Annotated in this window: 10 protein-coding genes; 5 read left to right on the forward strand and 5 right to left on the reverse strand. The window is 61.5% G+C overall.

What is annotated here, in order from left to right; all coding sequences use genetic code 11:
• Nucleotides 1–11 precede the first annotated feature (11 nt).
• The 5 genes from clpX to DW189_RS14390 all read right to left on the reverse strand — a co-directional run bounded on the left by clpX (nt 12) and on the right by DW189_RS14390 (nt 5,240).
• Entirely contained in the window at nt 12–1,289 is a 1,278-nt protein-coding gene (gene clpX, locus DW189_RS04680; RefSeq protein WP_117507042.1) for an ATP-dependent Clp protease ATP-binding subunit ClpX, read from the reverse strand.
• Nucleotides 1,289–1,957, reverse strand: coding sequence for an ATP-dependent Clp endopeptidase proteolytic subunit ClpP (gene clpP / locus DW189_RS04685; RefSeq protein ID WP_117507043.1), 669 nt, complete (start codon nt 1,955–1,957; stop codon nt 1,289–1,291). Before clpP ends, clpX begins: the two co-directional genes overlap by 1 nt.
• Nucleotides 1,958–2,040: 83 nt before the next feature.
• On the reverse strand, nt 2,041–3,366 hold the full coding sequence (locus DW189_RS04690; RefSeq protein WP_117507044.1) for a trigger factor: 1,326 nt from the start codon (nt 3,364–3,366) through the stop codon (nt 2,041–2,043).
• Between the two features lie 114 nt (nt 3,367–3,480).
• Nucleotides 3,481–4,800 (reverse strand): hypothetical protein, encoded by a 1,320-nt coding sequence (locus tag DW189_RS04695; RefSeq protein ID WP_181969288.1) that lies wholly within the window; start codon nt 4,798–4,800, stop codon nt 3,481–3,483.
• Between the two features lie 56 nt (nt 4,801–4,856).
• Nucleotides 4,857–5,240: a hypothetical protein gene (locus DW189_RS14390; RefSeq protein WP_181969289.1), complete on the reverse strand. Its 384-nt coding sequence runs from the start codon at nt 5,238–5,240 to the stop codon at nt 4,857–4,859.
• A gap of 90 nt (nt 5,241–5,330) precedes the next feature.
• Here DW189_RS14390 and DW189_RS04700 point away from each other — a divergent pair, with 90 nt between their 5' ends.
• The 5 genes from DW189_RS04700 to rnr are packed head-to-tail and all read left to right on the forward strand — an operon-like array spanning nt 5,331 to nt 14,061.
• Complete coding sequence (locus tag DW189_RS04700) at nt 5,331–6,122, forward strand: glutaminyl-peptide cyclotransferase (RefSeq protein WP_117507046.1); 792 nt, start codon at nt 5,331–5,333, stop codon at nt 6,120–6,122.
• Nucleotides 6,123–9,737, forward strand: coding sequence for a methionine synthase (metH, locus tag DW189_RS04705; protein ID WP_117507047.1), 3,615 nt, complete (start codon nt 6,123–6,125; stop codon nt 9,735–9,737). It begins immediately after the preceding gene.
• A gap of 5 nt (nt 9,738–9,742) precedes the next feature.
• Entirely contained in the window at nt 9,743–10,708 is a 966-nt protein-coding gene (locus DW189_RS04710; RefSeq protein WP_117507048.1) for a methylenetetrahydrofolate reductase, read from the forward strand.
• 9 nt (nt 10,709–10,717) lie between these two features.
• Complete coding sequence (locus DW189_RS04715) at nt 10,718–11,830, forward strand: M20 family metallopeptidase (RefSeq protein ID WP_117507049.1); 1,113 nt, start codon at nt 10,718–10,720, stop codon at nt 11,828–11,830.
• On the forward strand, nt 11,827–14,061 hold the full coding sequence (gene rnr, locus DW189_RS04720; protein WP_117507050.1) for a ribonuclease R: 2,235 nt from the start codon (nt 11,827–11,829) through the stop codon (nt 14,059–14,061). The genes DW189_RS04715 and rnr overlap by 4 nt, the downstream gene beginning before the upstream one ends.
• Nucleotides 14,062–14,063: the final 2 nt, after the last annotated feature.

Genomic DNA, 14,063 nt, shown 5'->3' on the forward strand with positions numbered 1-14,063 from the left:
TAAAAAAGATATTATCCAACCTGTTTTAACTCCAAAATATTTGCTTTTTCTATCTTTTTCTTTGCATAAGGCAAAGTAACGGTAAATTTCCGCGCATCCGTCGAGGGAATGTCGAACATCGTATCCATCATGATCGCCTCGCAGATCGAGCGCAGGCCGCGGGCGCCGAGCTTGAATTCGACGGCCTTGTCGACGATGTAGTCCAGCACCGCCTCGTCGAACGAGAGCTTCACGCCGTCCAGCTCGAACAGGCGCTTGTACTGTTTGACGATGGCATTCTTCGGCTCGGTGAGGATCGAGCGCAGCGCCTCGCGCGAAAGCGGCTGCATGTAGGTCAGCACCGGGAGACGGCCCACCAGTTCGGGAATCAGCCCGAAGGACTTGAGATCCTGCGGCGTGATGTACTGCATCAGGTTGCCGCGGTCGATCCGGTCGGCATTCAGGCGCCCGTATCCCATGGCGCGGGTGTTCAGACGCTGGGCGATCTTCTTCTCCACGCCGTCGAACGCTCCGCCGCAGATGAAGAGGATATTGCGCGTGTCGACCTGGATGAACTTCTGCTCGGGGTGTTTGCGCCCGCCCTGGGGCGGTACGTTCACCACCGTCCCTTCGAGTATCTTCAGCAGCGCCTGCTGCACGCCTTCGCCCGAGACGTCGCGCGTGATGGAGGGATTGTCGCCCTTGCGCGCGATCTTGTCGATCTCGTCGATGAAAACGATGCCCCGCTCGGCCTGTGCCACGTCGTAGTCGGCAACCTGAAGCAGCCGCGAAAGGATGCTCTCGACATCCTCGCCCACATAGCCAGCCTCGGTCAGCACGGTGGCGTCGACGATCGTGAAAGGCACCTTGAGCAACCTGGCGATCGTGCGCGCCATGAGCGTCTTGCCCGTACCGGTGGGCCCCACGAGGATGATGTTCGACTTGTCGAGCTCGATGTCGTCGTCCTTGGGGGCGTAGAGCAGCCGTTTGTAGTGGTTGTAGACCGCTACCGACATATAACGCTTGGCGTCGTCCTGCCCGATGACATACTGGTCGAGGAACTCCTTGATCTGCGCCGGCTTGAGCAACTCCTCCATCTTGAAAGGTGCCGCAGCGGCACGCCGCTGCTCCGAGGCCACGTCGTTCTCAACGATGATCTTATAGCCGTTCTCGATACATTTGTTGCAGATATTGGCGCCGTCCACGCCCTGGAACATGATCTCCACATCCCCGCGCTTGGCACCGCAGAACGAGCAGCTGTCGCCGCCCGTTCCGCCCCGATGGTTATTGTTGTTCTTATTCTGTGCCATCACTTCACGCGTTTTGAAAGTACCTCGTCGATCAGCCCGTACTCCTTCGCCTCGCGGGCCGAAAGCCAGTAATCGCGGTCGGCGTCCTTTTCGATCTTCCTGACCGAGACGCCCGAATGCGCCGCGAGTATCTCGTACAGCTCACGCTTGGTTTTCATGATCTCGCGCGCCGTGATCTCGATGTCCGACGCCTGTCCCTGCGCCCCGCCCAGCGGCTGGTGGATCATCACCCGCGAATGGGGCAGCGCCGAGCGCTTGCCCTTGGCGCCGGCAGTCAGGAGCACGGCTCCCATCGAGGCCGCCAGCCCGGTGCAGATGGTCGCCACGTCGGAATTGACGAGCTGCATGGTGTCGTAAATACCCAATCCGGCCGAAACCGACCCGCCGGGTGAATTAATATATATCTGTATGTCCTTTTCGGGATCGACCGATTCGAGGAAAAGCAACTGTGCCTGGATGATATTGGCCGCGTCGTCGTAGATCGGCGCGCCGAGGAAGATGATGCGATCCATCATCAGGCGCGAAAAGACATCCATCGTTGCGATGTTCAGCTGACGCTCCTCGATGATCGTCGGCGACACATACGATGCGCTGACCGACTGGAAGTCATGCAGTTTCAGCGAACTGATACCGCAATGGTTCCGTGCGTATTTTTCAAATTCTGACATATTGTGAAGAGTTTTCATCAAACAAAAGGACTTTGCAAACATCACGCCTGCAAAGTCCAAAGATAAGATTTTTTCCGCAAATACTAAAGTGCCTGGGCCAATTTAGCGAAATCCTCCGCAGATACGGCCTTTTCCGTCACCTTGATCTTCGATTTCACATCTTCCACGACCTTCGTCTCGTAGAGTTTCTCGTAGATCTTCTGGCCCTGATCCTTGTCGGCGAGGATCTTCTCGGCATAGCCGGCGAGCATGTCCTCGGGCGCCGACGGCATGCCGTACTGCGCGAACTGCGCGGCGGCCAGCGACTTGGCCTCAGCAAGCGCCTCCTCCTTGCTCACGGAGAGGTTGTCCTGCTTGATGAAATGCTTCTGGAGGTAGTTCCACGTGAACATCTTGAGGAACTGGCCGAAATCCTTGTCGATATCCTCCATCGAGAACTTGCCTTCGTTGATGGTGAAGAGCCAGCGCTTGAGGAATTTCTCGGGCATCTTCAGCGCGGCCTTCTTCACGAGGTAGTCACGCAGCTGGAGCGTGAAGAGGTAATCGCTTTCGCGGCGGAGCTCCTGCCCGATTTGTGCGTCGATGAACTTATCCAGCCCGGCCTCGTCGGTAACCTCGCCTGCGGGGAAGGCCATCTTGAAGAACTCCTCGTTCAGCTCCGGTTCGGCGAACTTGCGGATCTTGGTGATCTCCAGCGAGAATTCGGGATTGATGCCCTCCAGCTCGTCCTCCTTGACCTGCAGCACGGCGGCGCGCTGCGACGGGTTCTTGTAAAGTTCGTTGACGTTGACCGTGGTCTTGAAGCCCACCTTCTTGCCGATGAACGGCTTGCGCTCTTCTTCCGACATCGAGATCAACCCGACATAAGCGTCGGCCACGTTCATCTCGCCGTTGTCGAGCGTTACGGACAGCGCCTCGTCCGAGGTCACCTCGTCGGCATCGGCCAGGCGGCCGAAACGGCGCAGGTAGTTGGCACGGTAGTCGTCGTGCATCTTCTTGTCGACCTTGATCTTGTGGTAGATCACCTTATCCTTGTCCGAAAGATCGAGTTTGATCTCGGGAGCCTCGCCGATCTCGAACACGAAATCGAACTCCTTGCCGTTTTCGAAATCGAAATCGCCCTGCTCCTCCGAAGGGATCACGTCGCCCAGATAGTCGATCTTCTCCTTCTGGAGATATTCGAACACGGCGTTCGACGCCGTGCGGTACGACTGTTCGGCCAGCACGCCCTTGCCGTACATCTTCTTGACAAGGCCCATGGGCACCATGCCGGGACGGAAACCGGGGATATTGGCCTTGCGCTTGTACTCGCGCAGCTCCTTCTCGACGGCCTGGCCGTAATCCTCCTCGCCCACCGTCACCCGGAGCAGCGAGTTGTTTTCTTCGCGTTGTTCTCTTACGATCTTCATAATGAATGGTTGCTATATTGTTGTTATCCTATTTTCCGTTCCGAAATCGGGTTGCAAAGATAGCGATTTTCACCGAGAAAGCAACAATTTTTTCTAAAATATATGTGTACCAGCCTATTCTGCGGCAGGCAGGTCGCGCTGCACGGTAACAGTATACCCGTCCATCTGGGCGAGGTAAGCTTCGATGCGTCCTGCGGCGAGCTCGCCCTGCGACGGTGCGACGACGGCACCGAGCCGTTGTTCAAACGGCGCCGCGAGCGACGGCAGCAACTGAGAGACGAAATAGCGGGCATCGGCGAGCGCCGCGTCGGTGTACTCGCGTTCGTAGACTGCCGTATACTTTTCGGCCAGCGCCGGAAGCCGGGGATTGAAATTCACGTTGACCAGCATCCCGCCGCCGCGCGGGGCACGCGCCAGCCCGACGATGTTGTCCGACAAAGGCTCCACGCCGCAATCGCCGCCGAGGCCGTCGACCAAAAGCGAAATATCGCGGAACCAAAAGCTTTCGTCCACGGGCATTTCGATTTCGAACGTCACCGTACGCCCCTCGGTGTCTTTGCGGATCCGGGCACCTTCGCGCATGGCGACATATTCGTAAACCTCGTCCCACGAAGCGACCCAGAGCGCGTCGCTGCCGGCTTTGCCATAAAGGCGGTAAACCTTTTCGAGCATCTCCGCATAGCTCCTGTCGCCGCGGTGGATCGTAAGTCCGACCCAATACGGGTTGCCGGAAACCGCCTGTTCGGCCAACTCGGCCAGTTTTTTATCGGGATCGGAATTGTTGCCGCCACCGTAGGTCTGCCCTTTGCGCAAATCGCCGCACGTGTGCAAATAAATGCGGGTCTGCCACGCGAGGGAGTTGCGGGTAAAATGGATCAGATCGGATTGCTGCGCCGCCTCGGCATAGGCCTCGTTACCGTCGGGAAGCCCCAGTACTTTCATCCGCAGCCCGAGTTTTTCACAGACTTTGTCGTAGTCGTCGCGGAAACCCTGCGCGATCAGCGCCGGGTCGGCCTTGCCGTAAACCCGCTCGTCGACGTTGTGGAAAAGCATCGAAACGCCGAAATCGGAGAGCAGGCGCAACTCTTCCCACGAAATATACATGCTGTTGGCACCTGTCCGGACAAGGTCTTTGACATAGGTATTGGCGGGATCATCCGCCCTGCCCCAGGTAGGCCAAACGGAACAGCTGAACCCGAAGCGGCGGTCGTTGCCGCAGCCGTCGGTCATCACAAGCGCATGGTCAGGGACATAACCCGAGGTGGGGATGCCGTCCAAATGGCGGAATTCCCGGTCGTCGATCCACCTGGCATTGATCAAGCTCCAGACGAGGGAGTAAGCCGTGACATAGGAATCGTCGCAGGTAAATGTAAACGCGAAATGTTTGTCGTATTTGAGGGGTGCGAAGCGCAGCGAAACGTCGTCCGGGGACACCCCGTCCGGAAGCGAGAACCGCAGCCGTACGATATTGCCGGCACCCCCGGCACGGCTCAGGCCGAGGGGGGGGGAATCGCCGCATTCGCGGAGGCACAGTCGATTCCGCCCGAAAAACCGACAGCATATACGTCCTGCCGGGGATAGTCGGCCTTTTTCCGGAACCTGACGTCGAGACGGGCACCGAAAGGGGCGGACACACCGACCTCTTTCGCCCACGGCAGCGAAGCGATCTGCTCGGTCTGTGTCCGTCCGTCGGCAGCGATATAAGATGCCTGAAGGGTGAACAGTGCGGTCAGGTCGGCACCGCCGTCGAAACGGTAAGTCAGCGGCGTGGTGTCGGGATCGGTCGTCTGCGGTTGTTTCGGGATACGGATACAAGCCACGATGAATGCAGCAGCGAGTAAAGGCAGAAAGAACCTGGGAAATATTTTACTCATAAGGGACGCAAGGTTTGTGCAAAGATAGGCAAAAAATTCGTCATATGCCGGGTTTTTCGTATCTTTGCATCCGATGTTCAAAAAGAGAAAATGAAAAAGTTCGCAAGCGTTCTGTTATTCGGCCTGCTGCTCGCGTCGTGCGGCGGAAATCAGGCCCGTGCCAAACGCCCCGAGGCTCCTGCCGCGCCGAAAGAATACACGTACAGCGTCCGCGCGGTATATCCTCACCCGACGACCAGTTATACGCAGGGGCTGCAATTCGCCGACGGCATGCTGTGGGAAGGCACCGGAGAGCACGGCGAATCGGTCGTGCAGACCCTCGACCTCGAAACCGGGCGCACGGAGGTGTTCGCACGGCTGCCGCAGGAGGATTTCGGCGAAGGGATCACGCTGCTCGACGGCAAGTTGTACCAGCTCACGTGGCAATCGAACAAAGCCTATGTCTACGACCTGAAAACAGGCAAGAAAATCAAGGAGTTCCGCTACCCCGGCGAAGGCTGGGGACTGACCACCGACGGGCAGAAGCTCTACATGTCGGACGGCACGGCCAATATCTACACGCTCGACCCTGCGACGTTCAAACGCGAGAAACGCACGACGGTGACGCTCAAAGGCATGGCGATCAATTTCCTCAACGAGCTGGAGTGGATCGACGGCAAGTTGTGGGCCAACGTCTACACGACCGACCAGATCGTCATCATCGACCCGACGACGGGCGTAGTCGAAGGGGTCGTAGACCTCACGGGACTGTTGCCCGACGAGGAGGTTACGCCCACGACCGACGTATTGAACGGCATCGCATACGATGCCGCCGGGAAGCGCATCTTCGTGACGGGCAAGAACTGGAGCAAACTCTTCGAAATAGAAATCATCGGAAAGTAAATGGCAAACAAGTTATACGAGGCGCTCGAATCCCGCATCCTGCTGCTCGACGGCGGCTTCGGCACCATGGTGCAGCAGTACGGATTCACGGAGGAGGATTACCGCGGCGAACGGTTCCGCGACTGGAACGTACTGCTCAAAGGCTGCAACGACCTGCTGGCGGTGACACGCCCCGGGGCGGTGCGCGAAATACACGTAAAATACCTGCAGGCGGGCGCCGACATCATCGAGACCGACTCTTTCAACGCCAACGCCGTGTCGCTGGCCGACTACGGGCTGGAGGCATACGCCTATGAGATTTCGCGTGCGGCGGCCGGGGTGGCACGCAGCGCAGCCGACGAATTCACGGCCCGCAACCCGCTCAAACCCCGTTTCGTGGCGGGCTCGATGGGCCCGACCAACCGCACGGCCTCGATGTCGGCCGACGTCGGAAACCCCGCAGCCCGCGAGGTGACCTTCACACAGCTGGCCGAAGCCTACACCGACCAGGCGCGCGGCCTCGTGGACGGCGGCGCGGATATCCTGCTGGTCGAAACCGTTTTCGACACGCTCAACGCCAAGGCCGCCCTCTACGCCATCGACACGCTGGCCGCACAGCTCGGACGCGCAATCCCCGTCATGGTCTCGGGCACGCTGGCCGACGCCAGCGGCCGCACCCTCTCGGGACAGACCGTCGAGGCTTTCTACGCCTCGGTATCGCATGCGCGGCTCCTCTCCGTCGGCTTCAACTGCGCCTATGGCGCCCGGCAGCTGATGCCCTACCTCGAACGGCTGGCCGCGGTGGCCGAATTCCGCATCTCGGCACACCCCAACGCCGGGCTCCCCAATGTCATGGGCGGCTACGACGAAACACCCGAGATGTTCGCCCGCGACGTCGGCGAATACATGCGCCGCGGGCTGGTAAACATCGTCGGCGGATGCTGCGGCACCACGCCGGCACATATCTTCGAGCTGGCGAAGATCGCAGGGAACTACGCCCCGCGCCCCGTGCCGGCACCCAAACATGTCACGACGCTGAGCGGCCTCGAACCGCTGCGCATCGTCCCCGAAGCCAATTTCGTGAACGTCGGCGAACGCACCAACGTCGCAGGCTCGGCCAAATTCGCGCGGCTGATCCGCGAGGGCAACTACGAGGAGGCGCTCTCCGTCGCCCGCGCCCAGGTCGACGCCGGGGCACAGATCGTCGACGTCTGCATGGACGACGGGCTGATCGACGGTGCGGAGGCCATGCGCACGTTCCTCAACCTGATGGCGTCGGAACCCGAGATAGCCCGCGTGCCGGCGATGATCGACTCGTCGAAATGGGAGGTGCTCGTGGCCGGGTTGCAGGTCACGCAGGGCAAGGCCGTCGTGAACTCCATCTCGCTCAAGGAGGGCGAGGCCGAATTCCTGCGCCGCGCACAGGAGATACACCGCTACGGCGCGGCCGCCGTGGTGATGCTCTTCGACGAGCGGGGACAGGCCGACACCTACGAACGTAAGACGGAGGTGGCCTCACGCGCCTACAAACTGCTCACCGATGCGGGATTCCCTACCGAGGACATCATCTTCGACCCCAACGTGCTGGCCGTGGCGACGGGAATCCCCGAGCACGACAGCTATGCCAAAGCCTTTATCGACGCCACGCGCTGGATCAAGCGGAACCTGCCCCATGCCAAGGTCTCGGGCGGCGTGTCGAACCTCTCGTTCGCCTTCCGCGGCAACAACGCCGTGCGCGAGGCGATGCACTCGGCGTTCCTCTACCACGCCATCCGCGCCGGGATGGACATGGGCATCGTCAACCCGCAGATGGTGCGGGTTTACAGCGAGATAGAGCCCGAACTGCTCGAACGGGTCGAGGACGTGATCCTCTGCCAGCGTCCGGACGCTGCCGAACGGCTCACCGAATATGCCCAGCAAGTGCGCACGGTTGCCCAGACGCAGCCCCAGGCTCCCGACGCATGGCGCGCGGGGACGCTCGGCGAGCGCATCGGCCACGCAATGCTCAAAGGCGTGGCGGATTTCATCGAGCAGGATGCGCTGGAGGGTTACGAAACCCTGGGCAGCCCGATGGCCGTGATCGACACGCTGCTGATGCCCGCCATGGAGCATGTCGGCACGCTCTTCGGCGAAGGCAAGATGTTCCTGCCGCAGGTGGTGAAAACCGCCCGCGTGATGAAGCGCGCCGTGGCGGCGCTTACGCCCTACATTGAGCAGGGGGCGGCCGGGGTGTCGAACCGCGCGGGCAAGGTGCTGATCGCCACCGTGAAAGGCGACGTGCACGACATCGGAAAGAATATCGTGGCGGTCGTGATGGCCTGCAACGGATACGAAATAAAGGATCTGGGGGTGATGGTCGAGTCGCAGCGCATCGTCGACGAGGCGGTGGCGTGGGGCGCCGACTGCATCTGCCTGAGCGGGCTGATCACCCCGTCGCTCGACGAGATGGCGCATGTCTGCGAGGAGCTGGAACGCCGCGCCCTGCGCATCCCGGTCATCATCGGCGGGGCGACGACCTCCGACCTGCACACGGCGGTGAAGATCGCCCCGGTCTACGCGGGCGTGGTTGTCCATTCGCCCAACGCCAGCCGCAACAGCCAGATACTGGCACAACTGCTGGGCCCCGACGGGGCGCTTTACGCCGACAAAGTCCGCACCGGACAGCAGGCTATGCGGAGCGAATACGAGCACGCCGAGCGCACGCGCAACCTGATCCCGATCGCCGAGGCGCGCAAAGCCCGCAAGGGCGCCACACCGCACCGTCCCGTCGTACCGGCGCACCCCGGACGGATGGTCTTCCCCGATTTCGACGTGGCCGATGCCGAGCCCTACATCGACTGGAACTTCTTTTTCCCGGCATGGGGGCTGAAAGGGCGTTACCCCGAGATCCTCGACCACCCCGAAAAGGGGGAGGAGGCCCGCAAGGTATTCGCCGACGCGCAGGCGCTGCTGGCACGTATCCGCGACGAGCGACTGCTCACGCTGCAGGCCGCCGTAGGCATCTTCCCGGCGCGTTCCGAGGGCGACGACATCTGGATCACAGACCCCAAGGGCCGCGAACACCGCCTGGCGATGCTCCGCAACCAGACCCGCGGGCAGGAAAACCTCTCGCTGGCGGACTTCATCGCCCCCAAAGGCGATTGGATCGGCTGCTTCGCCGTGACGGCGGGCATCGGGCTGAAGGAGCTGTGCGAAAAATTCCACGCTGCGGGCGACGACTACAACGCCATCATGGCCAAGCTGCTGGCTGACCGCCTGACCGAGGCGTTCGCCGAAGCCGTGCACTCGTTCGTGCGGCGGCAGATGTGGGGCTACGAAACCGGCGAAGCGCCCACTCCCCGGCAGGTCATCCGCGGCGAATACCGCGGCCGCAGGATGGCGTTCGGCTACCCGGCGTCACCCGACCATTCGCTCAAGCGCGAGGTCTTCGACCTGCTGGCGGCTGAGCTGACCACGGGCATGAAACTCACGGAAAATTACATGGTCGATCCCGGGGAGGCACTCTGCGGACTGCTGCTGGCCGACGCGGACTACTTCTCGGTCGGCACGGTCGACACCGAACAACTGCTCGACTATGCCCGGCGCCTCGGGCTTGATGTCGAACTGGTCAAAAAACTCATACCGCATAATATCTAAACCCCATGAATGTCGTAGACATCATCAATAAAGCCATTTCGGAACGCCGTACGCGCTTTGCCTTCGAACTGCTGCCGCCGCTCAAAGGAGACGGCTGCTGCGGCGTCTTCGGAAGCATCGACCGGCTGATCGGCTTCGACCCGGCCTACATCAACGTGACGTTCCACCGCGAAGGCATCAAGCAGGCGGTGCGCCCCGACGGCAGCGTCGAATGGCACGTCGTGCGCCGCCGCCCCGGCACGGTAGGCATCTCGGCCGCCATCCAGAAGAAATACGGCGTGGAAGTCGTGCCGCACCTGATCTGCGGCGGGCAGTCGAAATACGACATCGAGGATGCGCTGATCGACCTCGATTTCCTCGGCCTGCACAACGTACTGGCGCTGCGCGGCGACAAGTCGCAGAACGAAAAGTTCTTCATGCCCCACCCGCAGGGACATACGCATGCCGTTGACCTCGTGCGGCAGATCGCGGCCATGAACCGCGGCCAGTTCGTCGACGGCGAGGTCGAGGAGTGCCACCACTCGAAATTCTCGATCGGCGTGGCGGGTTACCCGGAGATGCACGAGGAAGCCGCCTCGCCCGAGGCCGACATCGCCTGCCTCAAGGCGAAGGTCGACGCCGGGGCGGAATACGTCGTCACGCAGCTCTTCTACGACAACGCGCGGTTCTTCGACTACGTGCGCCGGTGCCGTGAGGCCGGCATCACCGTCCCGATCATCCCGGGCATCAAGCCGTTATCGACGGTGCGCCACCTGACACTACTGCCCCAGACCTTCGGCTGCCATATCCCCGAGGAACTCGGGCGCGAGGTGCTGCGCCACAAGGACGACCCGAAGGCCGTCCGCGAAATCGGAACCGAGTGGGCTGTCGCCCAGAGCCGGGAGCTGGTCGAAGCGGGCGTCCCCGTCCTGCACTACTACCCGATGGGCAAGGCCGACAACATCATCAAGATTGCAAAAGCGATATTTTAAACGACACGAATGAATCCCACTGAATTCCGCCGCCACCTGCATGCACACCCCGAACTGTCGTTCAAGGAACACGACACGGCAGCCTTCATCGCCGACCGGCTCACGGAGCTGGGCATCGAGCACCGTCCCATCGCCCGAACGGGCGTGCTGGCCTGGATCGAAGGACGCGGGAAAGCCGATCCCAAACGCCGCGCCGTAGTACTGCGCGCCGACATCGACGCCCTGCCGATCACCGAACAGAACGACATCGGCTGGCGGTCATGCACCCCCGGCGTCATGCACGCCTGCGGCCACGACATGCACGCGGCGGTACTCTTCGGGGTATTGCAGCAGCTCGCCGCCGAACCCGACTTCCGCGGCACGCTCTTCGGGCTGTTCCAGCCGGGCGAAGAGTGCAACCCGGGCGGTGCGTCGCTGGTGCTGGCCGAAAACCCGTTCGACGGGTACGAGGTGCGTGCCGTGGTGGGCGAGCACGTCGAGCCGCAACTGGAGGTCGGGACGCTGGGATTCCGCGCCGGGAAATACATGGCCTCCAGCGACGAACTGCGCTTCTCGGTGCACGGTACGGGCGGGCACGGCGCCATGCGCCCGCAGTTGAAAGACCCCGTAGCGGCCGCCGCGGAGTTCGTGACGCGGCTCATCGCGCTCAACCACGAGGAGTGCGTGCTCTCGATCGGACGCATAGAGGCCGGAGGTGCCACGAACATCGTCCCCGACGAAGTCTACCTGGAGGGGACGCTGCGCACGTTCGACGAGCGTGAGCGCGAAATCATCCACCAGCGCATCCGTAACATCGCCGCCGAGATCGACAAGCGCCTGGGGGTGCGGATCGCCATCGACATCAGCCACGGTTACCCCTGCGTGGTCAACGACGAACACCTCGTGAAGCAGGCCGCGGCACTGGCACGCGAGGAGAAATTGCAGGTCGAGATGCTCCCGCTGCGCACCACGGCCGAAGATTTCGGCTTTTACTGTACCAAATACCCGTCGCTGTTCTATCGGCTGGGCGTAGGCGCCGCGGCAGGACGCCCCCACACGGCGACATTCAACCCCGACGAAGGGGCTATCAACGTGGGCATCGGCTTCATGAAGCGCCTTGCCCTGCAAATTCTGAAGAAATGAAAAAGCAAACACAAAAAAAGCACCCGGCAAAGGGTGCGAAGAACACCGACAGGGCGGCAGTCATCCTGAGCCTTTTCCGGGAGTTCCCCAACAATAAATTCTCGCTCAAACACCTGGCTTCGGCCTCGGGAGGCGCCACGAAAGAGGGGCGCCGCGAAACATTCGAAATTCTGGGACGGCTGCACGACGAAGGCATCGTCGAGGAGTGCGCACGCGAGAAATACCGCCTCACGCACAAGCACCTGCCCCACTTCGAAGGCGTGGCGGACATGACGGCCACGGGGTCGATCTACGTGCGGGTCGAAGGCGAGGAGAAAGATATCTTCGTCAACCAGCGCAACACGGCCAACGCCCTGAACGGCGACCGCGTGGAGGTGGTCGTCATGCACCGCGGCCGCGACGGGAAGATGGAGGGCGAAATCACGCGCATCGTCGAACGCAGCCGCAAACCCTATGTCGGCATCGCCGAAGTAGGGGCGCACCAGATATTCGTACGGGCGGATTCGCGCCGTATGCCTATGGACATCTACCTCTCCAAACGGCTGTACCCCGACGTGAAGGACGGCGAAAAGGTCGTCGTGCGCATCGCCGACTGGGCCGAAGGGAGCAAGAGCCCCGTGGGCGAGCTGATCGAGCGGCTGGGCATGGCGGGCAACAACGACACCGAGATGCACGCCATCCTGGCCGAATACGAGCTGCCCTACCGCTTCGAGCCCGAAGTCGAGCAGGCGGCGGAGGATATCGACGGCCGGATTACGGCCAAGGAGATCGCCCAGCGCCGCGATTTCCGCAATGTGACGACCTTCACGGTCGACCCGGCCGACGCCAAGGACTTCGACGACGCGCTTTCGGTACGCAAGGTCGGGGAAGGCGTATGGGAGATCGGTGTACATATCGCCGATGTGACGCACTACGTGCGCCTGCACTCGGTGATCGACGACGAGGCCGTAGAACGCGGCACGTCGGTCTACCTGGTAGACCGTACCGTCCCGATGCTGCCCGAGCGGTTGTCGAACGAGCTCTGCTCGCTGCGCCCGCACGAGGCGAGCCTCTGTTTCTCGGCGGTATTCACGATCAACGAAGGGCTGGAGATACTCGACGAATGGTTCGGCCGCACGGTCATCCATTCCGACCGCAGGTTCACTTATGCCGAGGCACAGGAGATCATCGAGACGGGACGGGGCGATTTCGCCGAAGAGGTGCTGACCCTCAACCGGCTGGCCCAGGCGCTGCGCAAGGAACGTTTTAAAAACGGGGCCATCAGCTTCGACCGCGAGGAGGTGAAATTCCAGCTCGACGAGGCTGGGAAGCCCATCGGCGTCTATTTCAAGGAACAGAAGGAGTCAAACCAGATGATCGAGGAGTTCATGCTGCTGGCAAACCGCCGCGTCGCCGAGTTCTGCGGCAAGCGCAAGACCGACAAGGGGCGCACCGTGGAACGCACGATGGTCTACCGCGTGCATGACAAGCCGAGCGAAGAGAAGCTCGACCGTTTCCGGCAGTTCATCCTGCGCTTCGGGCACATCTTCAAGGCCACGGGCGGGCGTGCCGTGGCCAAGGAGCTGAACAAGCTCTTCGCCCAGATCAAAGGTTCGACCGAGGAGAACGCCGTGTCGACGATGGCCGTGCGTTCGATGGCAAAAGCCTTTTACACGACCGACAACATCGGCCACTACGGCCTTGCATTCCCCTACTATACGCATTTCACGTCGCCCATCCGCCGCTATCCCGACATGATGGTGCACCGCCTGCTGGCGCGTTACCTCGCAGGCGAGAAGGCGGCAGACAAGACGACGCTCGAAGATCTGTGCGCCCGCGCTTCGGAACGCGAAGTGATCGCCTCCGAGGCCGAACGCGCCTCGATCAAGTACAAGATGGTCGAATTCATGAAGGAGCGCATCGGCGAGGAGTTCGACGGGCACATTTCGGGGCTCACCGAATGGGGCATCTATGTCGAGCTGGACGAAACCCACATCGAGGGCATGTCGTTCCTACGCGACATCGAAGGTGATTTCTTCCAGTTCGACGAAGCCAACTACGAGATCGTCGGCCGCTCGACAGGCCGCCGCATGACGCTGGGCGACGCCGTACGCATCCGCGTGAAACGTGCCGACCTGCAGAAGCGCCAGCTCGATTTCGAGCTGCTGATAGACAACGGCCGCCCCATGGCCCCCGCACCCCGCGAGGACGGCCCCAAGGTACGCCGCAGCACCCGCCGTAAAAACCGATAGCC

This window comes from Alistipes sp. AM16-43, assembly GCF_003435745.1.
In the GTDB taxonomy this organism is placed as follows: domain Bacteria; phylum Bacteroidota; class Bacteroidia; order Bacteroidales; family Rikenellaceae; genus Alistipes; species Alistipes onderdonkii.